General features: G+C 34.6%; 13 protein-coding genes. 6 read left to right on the forward strand and 7 right to left on the reverse strand.

Going from position 1 to position 17,849, the window contains the following annotated elements; all coding sequences use genetic code 11:
* Positions 1-162: 162 nt before the first annotated feature.
* The 4 genes from surE to AC4PRO_RS17780 all read left to right on the forward strand — a co-directional run bounded on the left by surE (position 163) and on the right by AC4PRO_RS17780 (position 5,074).
* Positions 163-942: a 5'/3'-nucleotidase SurE gene (gene surE, locus AC4PRO_RS17765; protein WP_492118340.1), complete on the forward strand. Its 780-nt coding sequence runs from the start codon at positions 163-165 to the stop codon at positions 940-942.
* 342 nt (positions 943-1,284) lie between these two features.
* On the forward strand, positions 1,285-2,394 hold the full coding sequence (gene lpxB, locus AC4PRO_RS17770) for a lipid-A-disaccharide synthase (protein ID WP_492118341.1): 1,110 nt from the start codon (positions 1,285-1,287) through the stop codon (positions 2,392-2,394).
* A 51-nt stretch (positions 2,395-2,445) separates the two neighbouring features.
* A complete protein-coding gene (locus AC4PRO_RS17775; RefSeq protein WP_492118342.1) occupies positions 2,446-2,943 on the forward strand; it encodes a C40 family peptidase in 498 nt (165 codons plus the stop codon).
* Positions 2,944-3,037: 94 nt separating this feature from the next.
* Positions 3,038-5,074, forward strand: coding sequence for a ComEC/Rec2 family competence protein (locus AC4PRO_RS17780; protein WP_492118343.1), 2,037 nt, complete (start codon positions 3,038-3,040; stop codon positions 5,072-5,074).
* A gap of 2 nt (positions 5,075-5,076) precedes the next feature.
* On the opposite strand, the gene AC4PRO_RS17785 is transcribed toward AC4PRO_RS17780, so the two are convergent.
* The 6 genes from AC4PRO_RS17785 to AC4PRO_RS17810 form a co-directional block, all read right to left on the reverse strand.
* Positions 5,077-5,535 carry a hypothetical protein gene (locus AC4PRO_RS17785; RefSeq protein ID WP_074720916.1) on the reverse strand — a complete coding sequence of 153 codons (459 nt, stop codon included), beginning with the start codon at positions 5,533-5,535 and terminating at the stop codon, positions 5,077-5,079.
* A gap of 99 nt (positions 5,536-5,634) precedes the next feature.
* Positions 5,635-6,102 carry a thioredoxin family protein gene (locus AC4PRO_RS17790; protein WP_074720914.1) on the reverse strand — a complete coding sequence of 156 codons (468 nt, stop codon included), beginning with the start codon at positions 6,100-6,102 and terminating at the stop codon, positions 5,635-5,637.
* A 51-nt stretch (positions 6,103-6,153) separates the two neighbouring features.
* Positions 6,154-7,695, reverse strand: a complete 1,542-nt coding sequence (locus tag AC4PRO_RS17795; RefSeq protein ID WP_074720912.1) for a peptide MFS transporter — start codon at positions 7,693-7,695, stop codon at positions 6,154-6,156.
* 23 nt (positions 7,696-7,718) lie between these two features.
* The gene (locus AC4PRO_RS17800) at positions 7,719-9,233 is read right to left on the reverse strand and encodes a peptide MFS transporter (RefSeq protein ID WP_492118344.1); all 1,515 of its coding nucleotides are present in this window, start codon (positions 9,231-9,233) and stop codon (positions 7,719-7,721) included.
* Between the two features lie 22 nt (positions 9,234-9,255).
* Positions 9,256-10,770 carry a peptide MFS transporter gene (locus AC4PRO_RS17805; protein WP_492118345.1) on the reverse strand — a complete coding sequence of 505 codons (1,515 nt, stop codon included), beginning with the start codon at positions 10,768-10,770 and terminating at the stop codon, positions 9,256-9,258.
* Between the two features lie 7 nt (positions 10,771-10,777).
* On the reverse strand, positions 10,778-12,946 hold the full coding sequence (locus tag AC4PRO_RS17810; protein ID WP_492118346.1) for a S9 family peptidase: 2,169 nt from the start codon (positions 12,944-12,946) through the stop codon (positions 10,778-10,780).
* A gap of 180 nt (positions 12,947-13,126) precedes the next feature.
* On the opposite strand from AC4PRO_RS17810, the gene AC4PRO_RS17815 reads away from it, so the two are divergent.
* Both AC4PRO_RS17815 and AC4PRO_RS17820 read left to right on the forward strand, forming a co-directional pair.
* Complete coding sequence (locus AC4PRO_RS17815) at positions 13,127-14,443, forward strand: hydroxymethylglutaryl-CoA reductase, degradative (RefSeq protein ID WP_074720904.1); 1,317 nt, start codon at positions 13,127-13,129, stop codon at positions 14,441-14,443.
* Positions 14,444-14,555: 112 nt separating this feature from the next.
* Positions 14,556-15,473 (forward strand): GYDIA family GHMP kinase, encoded by a 918-nt coding sequence (locus tag AC4PRO_RS17820; RefSeq protein ID WP_492118347.1) that lies wholly within the window; start codon positions 14,556-14,558, stop codon positions 15,471-15,473.
* A 98-nt stretch (positions 15,474-15,571) separates the two neighbouring features.
* Here the strand turns inward: AC4PRO_RS17820 and AC4PRO_RS17825 are convergent, their stop codons facing one another.
* Entirely contained in the window at positions 15,572-17,668 is a 2,097-nt protein-coding gene (locus tag AC4PRO_RS17825; RefSeq protein ID WP_492118348.1) for a peptidylprolyl isomerase, read from the reverse strand.
* Positions 17,669-17,849: the final 181 nt, after the last annotated feature.

Consider the following 17,849-nt stretch of genomic DNA (forward strand, 5'->3'; position numbering starts at 1 on the left):
CCAAAATGCAACAAAAAAACTAACTTTGAATAACTAACTAATTAATGGACTTGTTGCGATAGGTCCTTGAATCCGCCTTGTTTTCTTTGTTCGAACAATACAAATTTATCCACTGCAATTTGCTTGCCAAAGCACGAACTATAGCCTAAAAAAAACAAAAACATGGACAAAGCAAAACCTTTAATTTTAATAACAAACGACGATGGCGTTTCGGCTCCTGGACTCCGAGCATTAATTGCCGTAATGGCAGAGATAGGAGATGTTTTGGTGGTCGCACCGGACAAACCTCAAAGCGGGATGGGTCATGCCATAACCACAAACAGCACCTTATATCTGGACAAAATTTCGAAAGAAAATGATGTTATCCAAGAATATAGCTGCTCTGGAACACCAGTAGATTGTGTAAAATTAGCGGTAAATGAAATCCTAAAAAGAAAACCAGATTTGTGCGTATCTGGAGTAAATCACGGTTCTAATTCTTCCATAAACGTAATTTATTCAGGGACAATGAGTGCCGCCGTCGAAGCTGGTATTGAAGGAATTCCCGCAATAGGCTTTTCTCTTTTAGACTTCAACTGGAACGCCGATTTTGAGACTATGAAACCCTTTATTCGAAAAATAACCTTAGAAGTTTTAGAAAACAGCTTGCCCAAAGGAGTGGTTTTAAACGTGAATTTTCCGAAATTAACAAAAGAAAACATAAAGGGAATTAAAATATGTCGTCAAGCGAAAGCCCGTTGGGTAGAAAAATTTGATAAAAGACAAACCCCACAAGGAAGAGATTATTATTGGCTTGCAGGGGAGTTTGTAAACCAAGATAAAGGCGAAGACACTGATGAATGGGCTCTAGAAAACGGATATATTTCTGTGGTTCCCGTTCAGTTTGACTTAACAGCACATCATGCGACACAAGAACTTAACACCTGGAAGTGGAATGAATAAAACCGCATTATTTAAAGTATTTCTACTTGGTATTATTGGGTGCTTTTATTTACACTACCTTGTTTACGCCTTATAATTTCATACAAGGAATTCAAATTATGAAAGCTCAGGGGACGTTGGGTAAATTAATTACACTCGGTTCTATTCTAAACTTAATTGTCTTTACTGTTTTTATTAAAGCTCAACAAAGATCATATCGCGCGAGGCGATGTACTAGCAGTAATTGTTTTAACCATTTTGACTTTGTTTATTTAAAAATAATAGCTGATTTGCTTGATTGATGAACATTCAACACCTAATTTTGAATACCGAAGTTTTTTAAAACTAATTCACGTCCTTAAAATGAAATACTATATTCTAGCCGGAGAGGCATCAGGCGATTTGCACGGTTCTAATTTGATTAAAGAAATATTCAAACAAGATAAAGAGGCACAAATAAGATGTTGGGGTGGTGATTTAATGCAACAGGCTGGAGCCCAATTAGTTTCTCATTACAAAGAACGTGCTTTTATGGGCTTTGCGGAGATCATAAAAAACCTTTCTTCCATCTTAGATTTTATAAAGACTTGCAAAGAAGACATTCAAAATTACAAACCCGATGCCTTAATATTTATAGACAATTCTGGTTTTAACCTTCGAATTGCTAAATGGGCAAAACCCGCAGGATTTAAAACCTTTTACTACATAAGCCCACAGGTCTGGGCATCTAGAGCGAGTAGAGTAGAAACGATTAAAAACACTATTGACCATATGTATGTGGTTTTACCCTTTGTAAAACCTTTCTATGAAAAATATAATTATGATGTAACCTACGTAGGACATCCATTAATTGACGCTATTCATAATCACCCATCAATAGATTCTACGGTTTTTAAAACTGAAAATCAATTGAGTGAAAAACCTATTATTGCTTTGCTTCCTGGTAGTCGCAAACAAGAAATTACCAAAATGCTTACTGGAATGCTAAGTATTGTTGATGATTTTCCAGATTATCAGTTTGTTATTGCTGGTGCGCCAAGCCAAGATTATTCCTTTTACCAACAATTCATCAAGAGTGAAAATATAAAATTCATCTCGAATAAAACCTATGATTTATTGAAGAACGCTACAGCTGCGTTAGTAACTTCGGGAACCGCAACTCTAGAAACAGCCTTGTTTAAAGTTCCAGAAGTAGTGTGTTACAAAGGAAGCTGGGCTTCATACCAAATTGCAAAACGCATTATAACATTAAAATACATTTCTCTTGTCAATCTAATTATGGATGAGGAAGTGGTCACTGAGTTAATTCAGGAAGACTTTAATAAAAAAAATATTAAAGCAGAATTACAAAAAATACTGCAGCCCATTTATCGCACACAACTATTGCAAAAATACGATGTCTTAGAAAAAAAACTAGGCGGTACCGGAGCAAGCGAAAAAACAGCCAAGCTGATTGTTGCAGCCTTAAAATAAATCTATTACCAAACAATCAGTAGCGATTGAATCCTTAAAAGCCAAAATCATTTGAAAAAGTCATTATACATACTAACTGTCCTTGTTTTGTTTGCCTCGTGCAAATCTTCTTCGATCGTTACCCGCTCGTCCGCTGACAGCAAGAAGGAAAATTCAAATCAAATTATTGATAAAATAATACGTTCAGCATCCGAAAACATCGGGATTCGCTATAAAACGGCAGGAACTACAAAGACAGGTTATGATTGTTCCGGATTAGTCTACTCCACTTTTGGTTTATATGACATCGATCTTCCGCGATCATCTTATGAACAATCAAAAATAGGAACTGAACTAGGGCAAAATCTAAAAAAGGCCAAAAAAGGAGACCTGATTTTTTTTAAAACAAATAGAAGATCTCAAATTAATCATGTGGGAATCATTACTGAAGTGGAAAACGATGATATAAAATTCATACACGCTTCTACCTCAAAAGGAGTTATCGTCTCTTCTATGAGGGAATCTTATTATCAAAGCACTTTTGTTCAAGTGAATCGTGTTTTAAAATAAAACAGAATATCCATTTTCTTTAGCGCCAAAATCTGAATTTTTCAAACAATAAAATAAACAGTTTTTTATTGTTAAAATTCTGTACTTTAGAACAATGAAAGTACTGCAGTTCCCTTTGGCGAGAATTACAATAGGTTTTGTATTAGGGATAGCAATCACCTTTTACATAAAACCCGCTCCAGCGTTCCTTTTTGGTTTATTAGCTATCACTTTGCTGCTCTTTTGCACAAGCTATTATTTACAAAAAAACATTCTTAAAAACACAATCTATTTTGGATTAAGCAGTTATCTACTATCCTTTTTGATTGGAGGTGCGACCCTGATAGTTCACACTGATTCTTATCAACAAAGTAACTACACACACAATAGCAGCGTTTTTGAAAAACCACAGTTTGTGTCTCTAGTGGTTAGAGAAAAATTAAAGGGAAGCCATTTTAGCGACCGCTATATCGCTCTCATTAATCAAATTGAAAATAAGAACTACTCAGGAAAAATACTGTTGAATATTAGAAAGGACAGCGCCCATCCTAGCTTTGAAACTGGAACTTTACTAGCCATTAAAGGCGTACTCTATAAAAACAAACTACCAAACAACCCTAATCAATTCGATTACGGCGAATACCTTTCGAAAAAACAAATTTACGCCCAACTATTCACTGACGCTGATCAGATCAGTATTAGTGCCGACTTAAAGAAAGACATCTGGTATTATACTTCTAAATTGCGGACAAAAATTATTCATAATCTAGAGAAAAACAATTTCCATAAAAAAGAACTAAGTGTCGCTATCGCTTTAATTTTGGGTCAAAAACAAGACATCTCCCCCGATATTCTCCAAGACTACCAATATGCTGGTGCGATACATATTTTATCGGTTTCAGGATTACATGTTGGATTCCTCTTGCTATTTTTAACTTTTATCCTCAGCCCGATTCCCAACACAAAAAGAGGTGCCTTACTCAAATTATTTCTAATTCTATTATCATTAGCCACTTTTGCATTAATCGCGGGGCTAGCTCCATCGGTTGTGCGCTCCGTAACTATGTTTTCATTTGTAGCCATCGGATATCAATTGCGCCGTAGTGTCAATATTTACCATACCCTACTAGTTTCTATATTACTGATTTTGCTCTTCCAGCCATCTTTTTTGTTTGATGTTGGTTTTCAACTTAGTTATATCGCTTTGTTCTTTATACTTTGGCTACAGCCGTTACTAGCTTCAATATGGAAACCAAAAAACAAACCCCTAAATTATATTTGGGGAATTCTCACTGTTTCCTTTGCGGCACAAATTGGCACCATGCCTTTGAGTATATACTACTTTCACCAATTTCCAGGTTTGTTTTTCATCACCAACATCATTATCATCCCTTTGTTAAGTTTTATGATGATACTGGGAGTTTTAGTTATGACATTAGCCGCTTTTAATTGCGTTCCGTTTTTCCTTTCCAAACCACTAGAATGGGGCATTCATTATCTGAATAAGATAGTCAATTCGATAGCCTCTTTCGAACAATTTATAATTAAGGACATTCCATTAAACAGCTACTTATTACTCAGCTCCTATTTGCTTATTGTGACAATTATAATTTGGTTCAAAAAACCCACCTTTCATAAATTGATACTCGTTTTCCTTACTATCATTAGCGTACAGATTGCATATGTGCATACCCAATGGCACATCGAAAACGAACAAGAATGGGTGATTTTTAATCTAAAAAGAAACACGATGATAACGGAGCGTCATGGACACAAAGTAATACTATTTGCAAACGACAGCATTACAAAAACCTCAAAAAACAACAGTATTCTTCAATCATATTTAACGGCAAATTTCAGTGTATTGGGCACCAAAGAGAAAATGAAAAACACTGCCTTTTTTAAGGAAAAAAGCATTCTGATTTTGGACAGCACAGGAGTCTATCCAAATAATATAAGACCTAGTCTAATTCTACTAACCCAGTCTCCAAAGATAAATTTAGACCGTATGATTCAACTATTGAAACCAAAACTGGTTGTGGCAGATGCATCAAATTATAAAACAATTCAAAAATACTGGAACAAAACTTGTAAAAAACAAAAAATCCCTTTTCATGCTACTGCTGAAAAGGGATATTATATCTTAAAATAAACTTATTCTTCTACAGATCCAATAAGAATTTGTTTCGAGTTTAAAATCCAAGACTTAACTCCACCCGGCCTATAGCCTGTTTTACCAAGTAATTGATAATTTATCTTATCTTTTCGAACATCAGCTTTTGAAAAACAAATAGCAGGTAAATCTTCCACTCCGAAAGCTCTCTTTAATGACAAATTACGTTCTAAAAATTCATTTGAAGGATCATTTGTAAGATCTAATTTTACCAAAACAACGTTATCTCTTGACCAAAGTGCAAAATCTAAAGTATTAAAGATCTGAGCATCTAATGGCCCTTTATTAGAATTGTTATCTGTAAACAAAAGCAACATCGGTTTGCGTTCTTGATTGCTAACTGGAATCGCACTAACAACATCAACATTCCAATTTAAAACTTGAGAATGCATACCATAAGACAACAATAATAAAAACGAAATAAGTAATTTCTTAGTCATAAAATTCGGTTTGAAAAATTTCTATAAATTTAACAAAAAAAAAGAAATATTTCACTAGTAAGAAAAAATAGTATGCGAATTCTACAAAAAATAATAAAATTATGATTTATTGCCGTTTATAATCTTATCTGCAACTGCTAACCAAGCTGCTGGACCACCGGCCACATAACCGGTATTACCTAATCCTTCAAAATTGACTTTCCCTTCAATATTTTTAGCATTCGCGAAATAAATCGTTGGAAACCCTTGTATTCCAAAAGCTTGTTGCAATTCATTATTCTGTTTTTTCACTTCAGGAGCTTGAAAAGTTCTTCTTGGATAATCTAACTCTACGAGAATAACGTTCTTTGCTGCCCAGTTTGCAAATTCTGGTGTCAATAGCACTTCTTTTTGTAATCTGATACACCATCCGCACCAATCACTACCGGTAAAAAACAACAATAATGGTTTATGCTCTTTATTTCCAATCGCAATTGCTTCATTAACATTCGTGTGCCATTTTAATTCTTGTGCCTCTGAAGAAACGATCCCTATAAAGAACACTATTATTAGATATATTTTTTTCATAAATTATTTATTTTCTGCAAATTAAACAAAAACGATACCATAAAATGCCGCCTACTTTACTCCATGCATTAATTTCTTCATCAATGGAGTTAACAACACCATTATTATACCTATTCCGATAGAAACTACGGTGAAAATCATGAAAAAGGTAGACAAGCTATATTTAGTACTAATAGTTTCAATCATTCCGCCCATAGAACCAGCAATTTTATTTCCCATTCCAATGAACAAGTAATATACTCCAAACATAATTCCAATCCAAGTTGCAGGAACTAATTTACTCACATACGATAATCCCACAGGAGAAATACATAATTCACCAAGTGTATGGAATAGATAAGCTGCAATTAACCAAAACATACTTACTCTAACTACAGAATCAGGATTAATTCCCATACTTCCATAGGCTAGAAATCCAAACCCTAAGCCTAACAAAGTCATCCCAAGACCAAACTTCATAGGCCCTGAAAGATTGTATTTACTTTCCCACCATTTAGAAAAAGCAGGTGCAAAACATACAATAAATAAAGAGTTTAAGATCCCAAACCAAGTTGCTGGAACTTCAGTACCTATAGCAGCATACTCTCTACCTACTTTCCAAAGAACGATTCCCCAAATTATAACAAAACTTGTCGCTAAAATAATATTCCCTAAAGCATATTTTTTAAAAGTTTGCTTGAATAATTTTATCAAAACATAACTAATAACCAGAAGTGGAATTATCGTTAGTAAAGCATCCGCAATTTTAAACATAAAAGCACTTGTTCCAAACAATTCTCTTTGAGTATACTTATCTGCAAAAATAGTCATTGAACCTCCAGCTTGTTCAAAGGCAGCCCAAAAGAAAATAGTGAAAACTGAAAATATTAAAACCGCAATAATTCGATCACGTATAATATTAGCAGGTGTATTTTCTGCTGCAGCTTTTTCTTTAGATTCTTTTTTGGAGGCTGTTGTTGGCTTCAGACCTATTTCTCCAAAAATATTTTGGGTGAAATAAAACTGCAACATACCAAAAAACATAAAAATTCCAGCTAATCCAAAGCCCCAGCTCCAAGAAATTTTTTCTCCTATATAACCACAAAGCATAATCCCCAAAAAGGCACCGGCATTTACACCCATATAATAAAGAGAATACGCCCCGTCTTTTTTCTCCGGATGTTTCTCATATGCATAAGAAATAATTGAGGTCATATTAGGCTTAAATAAACCATTCCCTATAATAAGAAATCCTATACCAATATATAAAAACAAAGGGGTTTCAACTGCCATCGAAGCATGTCCTAAAGTCATTGCAAAAGCTCCGAAAATAACGGCCCAACGATATCCTAAATAGCGATCGGCCAAAAACCCACCAACAACTGGGGTAAAATATACTGACATTGTATACGTTCCATATAAAGCTAATGCATCTTCAACACTCCATGCCCAACCGCCTTTAGCGATTGTTGACGTTAAAAAAAGCACTAATAAAGCACGCATTCCGTAATAAGAAAAACGCTCCCACATTTCTGTAAAGAAAAGAACGAATAATCCCGCAGGATGCCCTAAAACATTACTTTTAAAAAAATCTTCGTTAGTATTTTGAACCATGTTCTTAAATTATTTAATTTATATTATTTTTCGTTATCCTCAGCACCGTGAGTTAAACGATTTAGTGGTTTTAGTAACATTAAGAACAAAGTACCTATAACAATCGTAAAAACTAAAATCCCTAAAAATACTGAATACTCTCCTAATTCACTAGCCGATTCTCCAATAATACCAGCTACTTTATTCCCTAAACCTGTTGCAGCAAAATAAACTCCCATCATTAATGAAGCATACTTAACCGGCGATAATTTAGTGATAAATGACAAGGCTACAGGTGAAATACATAACTCCCCAATAGTATGGAATAAATAAGCCATTACTAACCATAACATACTTGAAGAACCTACTTTTTCAAATTCCATCGTAGCAAAAACCATGAATAAAAATCCAAATCCCATGATTATAATACCAATTGCCATTTTAAATAACGAAGAAGCTTCTTTCCCTTTTAATTTTCTTTTAGCCCAGTAAGAAGCCACAATAGCAGCAAAAATAATAATAAATCCTGCATTTAAACTTTGGAACATCACCGTAGGAACTTGCATACCTAAAAGTATTCTATCCGTTTTTGAGTCGGCATATAAATTCATTAACCCTCCAGCTTGCTCATAAGCTCCCCAAAAAATGATTACCATGATAAAAGATAATAGCAAAACCAAAAAGCGATCTTTATCTTGTTGTGAATCTAATTCTTTGTAAATCATCATCATTAAAGCAGCAATCACTGTCAAAAAGATAAACAGTAAGCCAAATCCCCATCCTAAACTATACCATCCAAATAGAGAAACTACGGCTAATATAATCGTTAATGTCAATTGTTTTTTTGAAGTCAATAAATTTTGAAAAAGCGCTCCATACGAACTTTCATCAACTGTATTTTTTTCTTGAATTTCTAAATTACCTACATGCGTTAAGTATTTTTGTCCCCACAAATAAACAACAAGTCCTAAAACCATTGCAATTCCGGCTAAACCAAAACCTGCATGCCAGCCCCATTGTGCTACAACAAACCCAATAACCATTGTGGCTAATAAAGAACCTGTGTTAATCCCAATATAGAAAATACTAAATCCTTTATCCCTGCGAATATCTCCTTGTGCGTATAATCCTCCTACCATCGTAGAAATATTAGGCTTTAATAAACCAACACCTAGAATAACTAATCCTAAACCGGTATAAAATGCCCAAGTATCAGTAAATACTAAAACACCGTGACCAATACATAGTATCACAGCACCAAGTAAAACTGCTTTCTTTTGACCTAGTAATTTATCGGCAATCATTCCACCCGGAATAGACATCACATAAACTAACATGGTATACCATCCGTATAAGGCAAGTGCTTCTTGACTTGTCCATCCTAAACCTGGGCCTCTTGAATCACCCATTGTTTCTGTAGTCATGTAAAGAACTAGTAAAGCTCTCATTCCATAATAAGAAAAACGCTCCCACATTTCTGTAAAAAACAAGATGTATAGTCCGATCGGATGACCGAACAAAGTTGATTTTAAATGAGCGTCTGCAGTAGTCTTTGACATAATTTGTTTTTTGGTTTGTATTTTATTTAACTTCTTGCATTAATTTTTTCACCAAAGGAGAAATTGCAATTAAAACTAATCCAGCAATTAATGCATAAATTGCTAAGTCTTTATATCCATCGGCATATACCGTTAATTTTTCTAAATTTGACGCGTTTTCAGAAGCTTCGGCAATATTAGCTCCAAGTATTCCCGCAAAATACTGGCCATAAGCACTAGCTAGAAACCACATTCCCATCATTACAGCCTGTGTTTTGTGTGGTGATAGCTTAGTCATTACTGACATTCCTATTGGCGATAAGCACAGTTCTCCAAAAGTAATTATAAACCAGCCAAAAGTAAATAAATCTAAAGAAGTTTTTCCAGAAGCATCGGCAAAGAACTTGGTGTAATAAAATACATAAAAACCACCCGCTAAAAATAAAAACCCTAATCCAAATTTAACAACCGTATTAGGTTCAATTTTTCTTTTGTGCATCCACATCCATACCAAACCTACTAACGCTGCAAAAACAATCACAAAAAACGAATTTGCTGAATTGTTAACTCCATTAGGATCTAAGGGTATTCCTAAAACTGTATTATTAAGATTATGTGCTGCGAATAAACTTAAAGAACCGCCACTTTGTTCGAAAAAAGCCCAAAAGAATATGGAGAAAATAATAAATACTAAAGCCGCTACTAACTTTTTATTTTCTGCAATAGAAAAATTTCTCATCTCATAAAACAAATACAACAACGAAGCAGGGCCAATAATGAACATGAATATATCTGTATACTCTGTGTTAGAAACCATCGTCATAACTACTGGAATAATTACTAAAGAACCAATGTAAGTAACAATTTCAAGTGTTTTTCTTTTAGATTTTTCTAAGTCAGCCAAAGGAGAAAGTCCTATTGATCCTAAACTTTTTTGTGTTTGTGTAAAAGTCAACAAACTGATCAACATCACATATGCTGCAAATCCGAAGGCAACATTCCATCTCAAATGTTCTGGAACGATTGAGGTTAACATCGAACCATTGGCGACAGCAATACACAAATAACCACCAATTAAAGCCCCTAAATTCACACCTGCATAAAACAATGAAAAACCAGCATCTCTCCTGTGATCCTCATCTTTATATAGTTTTCCCACCATAGTAGAAATGTTAGGCTTAAAAAAACCAGTTCCTATAATGGTAAAGCTAATTCCAAAAAAGAAAAACTGTTTTGGATCATAGGCAAGAATCATACTTCCAACAATCATTAGTAAACCACCCCAGAAAAGGGATTTTCTATACCCTAGAATTTTATCGGCAAAAAGACCCCCGATAAAGGTAAATGCATAAACAAAAGCCTGTGCTGCACCATACTGTAAGTTAGCAACTCTATCATTCATGGCCAGTTGATTCACCATAAAAATAACCAGCATTCCACGCATTCCATAGAAACTAAAACGTTCCCACATTTCGCTAAAAAACAAGTACCACAACTGTTTTGGGTACTTGCCTTTAAAGTTTTGAATCTCTTCTAAAGATGGATTTGTAGTATTCATTTAAGAATTAAAGATTTTCTTTAATAAAATTAGTCATCTTATTGTATAACTGAATTCTGGTATTTCCTCCATAAATCCCATGATTTTTATCAGGGTAAATCTGCGAGTCGAATTGTTTGTTTGCTTGAATCAAGGCTTCCATCATTTGCATTGAATTTTGAAGGTGAACATTATCATCACCACTACCATGAATCAAAAGAAATTTTCCTTTCAATTTATCCACATGGTTGATCGGTGAATTCTCATCATACCCACTTGCGTTCTCTTGAGGAGTCTGCATGTAACGCTCTGTGTAAATACTGTCATAAAATCTCCAGTTTGTTACTGGCGCAACTGCAATTGCCATTTTAAATGTATCATTGCCTTTAAAAAGACAATTAGAAGCCATAAATCCACCATAAGACCAGCCAAATATACCTATTCTAGATTGATCTACAAATGAATAATTTCCAATCACTTTTGCAGCGTCGATTTGATCTTCCACTTCATACTTTCCTAATTCTAATTGCGTCACTTTCTTGAAGTCAGCTCCTTTAAAACCAGTTCCCCTACCATCGACACAAGCTACAATATATCCTTGTTGCGTAAGCATCATAAACCAATAGTCATTTGATGAATTCCATTGATTGGCGACTTGTTGTGATCCTGGGCCTGAATATTGAAACATAAATACCGGATATTTCTTTGAAGCATCAAAATCCTTAGGCTTAATAATCCATGCATTTAATTCATTTCCTTTTTCTGTTTTTAGGACAAAAAACTCTTTGCTAGGCAAATCGTAGTTTTTTAATTTTGTTGCCAATGTCCCATTATCTTCAATGACTTTTATTTGCTTTCCTGTTTTAGCTTCATTTAACGCATACGTCGTTGGTTGAGCAGCGCTAGAAAACGTGTTAATATAATATTGAAAATTAGGACTAAAAGTAGCGTCATTCGTTCCTATCGCATTGGATAAAGCTAATTTACTTTTGCCATTCAACGCTATTCTATAAATTGCTCTGTTGATTGATCCGTTCTCCGTAGACTGATAAAAAACAGTATTTGTTTTTTCGTCAAAACCATAATACGAAGTTACCTCCCAATTCCCCTTGGTCACTTGATTGCGCAATTTTCCGTTCTTATCGTATAAATAGATATGATTAAAACCATCTTTCTCACTTGTCCAGATAAAACTGTTGTCGTTTAAAAACGTAAGATTATCCGTAACATCTACATAAGCTTTATCTTTTTCATTCAAAACTACTTTTGAAGTTCCCGTTGTTCCGTCAATAAATAGTAAATCTAGATTATCCTGATGACGGTTTAATACCTGAGCCGATAATACATTGGTATCATTAGTCCACTGCATGCGAGCGATATAAAAATCACTATACTTACCCAAATTGATTTCTTTGGTCGCTTTCGAATTAGAATCGTATACATGTAAGGAAACTAGAGAGTTTTTCTCTCCCGCTTTTGGATATTTAAACGTTTCGATTGTAGGGTACAAATCTTTGTGAAACATAGACATGGAAAACTCCGGAACTTCACTTTCGTCAAAACGAATATAAGCCAGTTTTTTGCTGTCCTTACTCCAGTCAAAGGCTCTTACAAAAGCAAACTCTTCTTCATAAACCCAGTCTGTAATCCCATTAATGATCGAATTTTTCTTTCCGTCAGTAGTAATTTGTGCAGTTGTTTTTGACGCTAAGTCATAAACATAGAGATTGTTTTCTCTCGCAAAGGCAATCTTTTTTCCATCAGGAGAAAAAGTGGGCTCCTGCACTTGAAAATCGAACAACTTTGTCAGTTCTTTAGTTGCAGTATTGTATAGAAAATAATCTGCTGTAAAAGAATGTCGGAAAATCTGATTTGAATTACAAGCTATCAAAATCATTTTTTCAGTCGCGTCAAAAGTATAACTATCAATCATCGGCATACCCGCATGATCTTTTGTGTTGATTAAAGTGGCTGTTTTATTAAGAGTCGCAAAATCATACAAGTCTATTTGCATCGTTCTAGAGGAGCGATCTACATTTAATACTGTATATTGATTTGTATTTTTCAAGGACTGCAATTCGTCCATTCCTTGAGCACGAAAGGTTCCGCTAAATATTTGCTCAACTGAAATTTTTTGCTGTCCAAAAACCGCGAAACATAAAAATAAAAATAAGACCGAAAACTGCTTAGACTTCATACTATTAAGTTATATGTAAAAATGAGCCCAATTTTAGTGAAAAAATTACAATTATATCACATTTGAAGTGTTAAATATTAAAAACAATATTTTAAAGCATCCTTTAATGACGATAATTTAATGGATACAAAACCTCGAAAAACGTATCTTTGCAGCTAATTACCCTATAATCTATTGAGAATGAACAAGCCCGTTGCCGGATTTTCAAAATTATCCAAAGAAGAAAAAATAAACTGGATCGCCAAGGAATATTTTTCAACTCCTTCAGAAGCCATTGCGTTACTGAAAAACTATTGGAACTCAGACGAAAAAATACAGAAACTACACGATGAATTTATAGAAAACACCATCACTAATTTCTATATTCCACTTGGTGTCGCCCCTAACTTTCTAATTAACGAAAAATACACCACCATTCCGATGGCAATCGAAGAAAGTTCGGTGGTTGCTGCAGCTTCAAAATCAGCCAAATATTGGTCTACTAGAGGTGGATTTAAGGCAACAGTAATTAATACCGAGAAAATAGGCCAAGTCCACTTTCTTTATAAAGGTGATGTTTCAAAACTGGAATTGTTTTTTGCTCAAAACAAAGCAAAATTCTTTTCTGAAACCGAAAGCATAACGAAAAACATGCAAAAAAGAGGTGGCGGAATTCTGGACATTATCTTAAAGGACAAAACTAACCTTCTTCCTAACTACTACCAACTCCATGCAACTTTTGAAACCAAAGACAGCATGGGAGCTAACTTCATTAATTCCTGTTTAGAGCAATTTGCCAAAACATTAAAAGAAGAAACCCAGACCTACGTGCTGTTTTCAGAACTAGAAAAAGACATTACGGTAATCATGAGTATCCTCTCTAATTACGTACCCAATTGCATCGTTCGTGCCGAAGTTTCTTGTCCCGTAGCCGATTTAGCCGAAAAACACATACTCAATCCACAAGATTTTGCAGAACGCTTTGTACAAGCGGTTCAAATTGCCGAAGTAGAACCTTTTAGAGCCGTAACCCACAATAAAGGAATCATGAACGGTGTCGATGCTGTGGTGCTTGCTACAGGCAATGATTTTCGTGCCGTTGAAGCTGGAATCCATGCTTATGCAGCAAAATCAGGTCAATACTCTAGCTTATCCCACGCTAAAATTGAAGACGGCATATTCACCTTCTGGCTAGAAATACCATTGGCATTAGGAACCGTAGGCGGACTAACTACTTTACACCCCTTAGTTAAGCTATCATTAGAAATGCTTAAAAAGCCGTCGGCTAAAGAGTTAATGCAGGTCGTTGCAGTTGCTGGTTTAGCACAAAACTTTGCTGCTTTGCGTTCCTTGACCACAACAGGTATTCAAGACGGTCACATGAAAATGCATTTAAACAACATCTTGAATCAGTTTGAAGCTAACGAGAACGAGCGTATCTTGATTCAAAAACACTTCAAGCACCATGCGGTTTCACACAGCGCAGTTGTCGACTTTATTGAGAATTTAAGAAAATAATAATTAGAAGCTAATCCCGCTATACGCTAAATCTTTACTTGATTAAAGAAATCAAGTAAAGGATACCGCTGCTATCGGGGCTAAAAAAAATACTGCAATAAATTCACCATAAATGAAAGAAACTTTTTACAGTAACGGAAAACTTTTGATTACAGGAGAATACCTAGTTTTGGACGGTGCAAAAGCTTTTGCATTGCCTACAAAATTCGGACAGAACTTAATTGTCGAAAACAACCCTAATCATGAAATTCATTGGAAAAGCTTTGATGCTGACGGACAAATCTGGTTTGAAGATACTATTTCGTTTTCAGAAATCCAGAATCAAGTACCACAAGAACCCGATACTATAAAGACAACTTTATTATCTATTCTTCATGAAGCCTATGTATTAAATCCTAGTTTTATAAAGGATGATTCGGGATATACCATTACTACCCAACTCACTTTTCCAAAACAATGGGGACTAGGAACTTCGTCAACTTTAATAAACAATATTGCACAATGGCTAAAAATTGACGCCTTTGTACTGCTTAATAATAGTTTTGGAGGTAGCGGTTACGATATTGCCTGCGCGCAAAACAACGGACCTGTTATATATCATCTAGAGCGAGCCAAGCCTATAGTGGAAAAAGTGCTTTTTAATCCTAACTTTCTGGAAAATTTGTACTTTGTCTATCTCAATAAAAAGCAAAATAGTAAAGCAGCAATTCAATCATACTATAGTCAGAGAAACAACAATTTGGAACAAATAATTGCCACTAACAATCAAATAACGCAAGCGGTATTAAATGCAAATACACTTAAAAATTTCGCGGATGCTTTACAACAACATGAGGCAAAACTGAGCATAGTTCTAAAAATGAAAACGGTTAAAGAAACGTTATTTCCTGATTTCAATGGTGTAGTAAAAAGTCTAGGCGCCTGGGGTGGTGATTTCGTGATGGTTCTTTCTGAGTCAGATCCGACGGATTATTTTAAACAAAAAGGTTATGAAACCGTCATTCCTTATGATGAAATGATACTAAGTTAGATTGGCAATAAACAGTACTTCAAAACTTATTCAAACTAAAAAAACCCGATACAATGTATCGGGTTTTTTTATGAAATTAATAATTACTTTATATACATTTAGTAATTAAATTGTTTTCTATTGTCTTCAATTTTTGCATTGTCTTTAAGCGCTGGTAAAACTCTGTTTACATCTCCAGCAGACTGCGCTTTAATTTTAGCTACATAAGGAGAATGATCCTTTAATGCTGGTGCTTTCACTGTGCTTATGTTTTTAACAACATATACTCCAGTATTTCCTTCTACAGGTGCAGATATTTTATTTGCTTCCAATGCGAATGCATTTCCAACTACTTTTGGCTCTAGTCCTACGCCTGTTAACATTGGGTTTTCCATAGTAACATCAGTTGCTTGTAGCACAGTAGAACCTGCTGCTTTAGCAATAGCCTCAATAGAGCTTCCTGTCATTTTAGCTTTGATTAACTCCGCTTTTTTCTTGTTTTTTAGAATTGGCTCTACATAAGGTTTAACTTGAGTAATAGAAACTAAACCAGAATTATCTATGTTTTTAACTGTTGCGATAACATGTCCAACGTTAGCTACTTCAAATCTTTTTACTGCACCTACTTTAGAATCATCTTCAAAAGCCCATCTTACGATCGCTCTTTGATTTCCTAACGGTCCAAAATTCTCATCCATTGGTTTCACAGTAACTCCTGGAACTACTGCAAGTCCCATTCCTTTTGCTACGGTATTGAAATCTTTATCTGCAGCATCCATTTCAAATTTAGTCGCTTGTGTAAACGCTTTATCAGCAGTAGTTTCTGAAGCTTCCAGTTTTAAAGCTACCGTCGCTAAACGAATTCCATCTTGTTTGTCAGTCACTTTGATAATGTGAAATCCAAAAGGAGTTTCTACCAAACCAATTGAACCAATACTACTATTGAAAACAAAATCGTTAAATGGTTTTACCATTTGATTTTGACTGAAATATCCTAAATCTCCACCTTGTTGTGCTGATGAATCATCTGAGCTAGAAAAAGCCAACATCATAAAACTATCCGGATTCGCTTTTACTTGAGCTAATATAGATTCTGCTTTTGCTTTTGCTTCTTCTTTTGTTCTTTTTTCTTTTTTGTTTGGAACTTGCGTTCCTTCATAACTAATTAAGATATGACTTGCCTTTGCATTCACTCCTAGTTTTTTACCCATCGATTTTGAAACACAGTAGTAGTTCCCAAAAACGTACGGTCCATAAACTGCTCCAGGAGCAAGATTAAATAACTGATCTGCATCAACAGCAGGTAAATCTTTCTTCGCTACATAAGTAGAATCGTAAGGCACATCTGAATTTGAATTTACAAATTCGATAGTGTTTTTAGCAGCTCTAAATCCCGCCAAAGTATCATTTTTAGCAGTTGCTTGGTTGTAAACTACACTTCCTGACAATAATCCAGTAATTTTATTTTTTACTTCAGCTTCGTCTTCTTTTGAAGCTTTATCTTCAATTAAAACATACTCTACTTCACGAGTTTCGTCTGCTTTGAATTTCTTTACATTTTTCTTCATGTAATCTAATATTTCAGCATCAGTCACTTTTACGTCACTGTCTTTGATAGTAGAATATAAACCGGCAACATAAGCAAAATTCACTTTGTTAGCTTCCATTTCATATTTTAACTTGCCTTCGCTTTGCGTCGTGTAAACAGCTGATTTTATCAAACTGTTATAGATTTGAAATTTGGCGTTAAGCTCAGCATCTTTCTCTCTGTCTTTCAAGTATTGTGCTTGAGCAGGGTTAGATTTGAAGTATTCTTTGAATTTAGCGATGTCAAACATACCCGCTGCATTTACAAACATTGGGTTTTTCCCTATATTAGGATCAGCTTGTAAAACCGCCAATAAATGCTTTTCTCCAACTCTTAAACCTAATTTTTCAAATTCAGAAGTTAACAAAGCTACAGAAACCTCTTGGTCCCAAACTCTGTTTGCAGCTGCTGTAGAAGTAATTCCTTGCTGACTTTTTTCAACATTACTTACTTTAATTCTGAAATCTTCAAATGAAATATCCTTTCCATCGATACTCCCTACATCTTTTGATGTACTGTTAAAGCTTCCACTGTTGAATAAATCACCGATGATAAATGCAAATAATGCAAATGCAATAACTGCAATCATTAAAGCGGAACGTTGTCTAATATTTGATAAAACTGCCATTTTTATTGTTGTTAATTTTATATTCAGTTTGCGAAAATACAATTATCTAATTAATAATTATACTAGTAGCGTTTTATTTTACAAAAAAAATACTTTTATAAAATAAATCATTGTTGTCCGATAAAAAAAGAAGCCAAAAAGATGGCTTCTTTAAATGAATCGTAAATTTGTGTTTCGACAT

The sequence above is a fragment of the Flavobacterium sp. DW-iso2 genome (genome assembly GCF_058725285.1).

Coding starts and splice junctions, on each gene's coding strand:
- AC4PRO_RS17825 (WP_492118348.1), bottom strand. CDS start 17,668: ATGGCAGTTTTATCAAATATTAGACAACGTTCCGCTTTAATGATTGCA.
- AC4PRO_RS17790 (WP_074720914.1), bottom strand. CDS start 6,102: ATGAAAAAAATATATCTAATAATAGTGTTCTTTATAGGGATCGTTTCT.
- AC4PRO_RS17805 (WP_492118345.1), bottom strand. CDS start 10,770: ATGAATACTACAAATCCATCTTTAGAAGAGATTCAAAACTTTAAAGGC.
- AC4PRO_RS17800 (WP_492118344.1), bottom strand. CDS start 9,233: ATGTCAAAGACTACTGCAGACGCTCATTTAAAATCAACTTTGTTCGGT.
- AC4PRO_RS17795 (WP_074720912.1), bottom strand. CDS start 7,695: ATGGTTCAAAATACTAACGAAGATTTTTTTAAAAGTAATGTTTTAGGG.
- AC4PRO_RS17820 (WP_492118347.1), top strand. CDS start 14,556: ATGAAAGAAACTTTTTACAGTAACGGAAAACTTTTGATTACAGGAGAA.
- AC4PRO_RS17780 (WP_492118343.1), top strand. CDS start 3,038: ATGAAAGTACTGCAGTTCCCTTTGGCGAGAATTACAATAGGTTTTGTA.
- AC4PRO_RS17810 (WP_492118346.1), bottom strand. CDS start 12,946: ATGAAGTCTAAGCAGTTTTCGGTCTTATTTTTATTTTTATGTTTCGCG.
- lpxB (WP_492118341.1), top strand. CDS start 1,285: ATGAAATACTATATTCTAGCCGGAGAGGCATCAGGCGATTTGCACGGT.
- AC4PRO_RS17815 (WP_074720904.1), top strand. CDS start 13,127: ATGAACAAGCCCGTTGCCGGATTTTCAAAATTATCCAAAGAAGAAAAA.
- AC4PRO_RS17785 (WP_074720916.1), bottom strand. CDS start 5,535: ATGACTAAGAAATTACTTATTTCGTTTTTATTATTGTTGTCTTATGGT.
- surE (WP_492118340.1), top strand. CDS start 163: ATGGACAAAGCAAAACCTTTAATTTTAATAACAAACGACGATGGCGTT.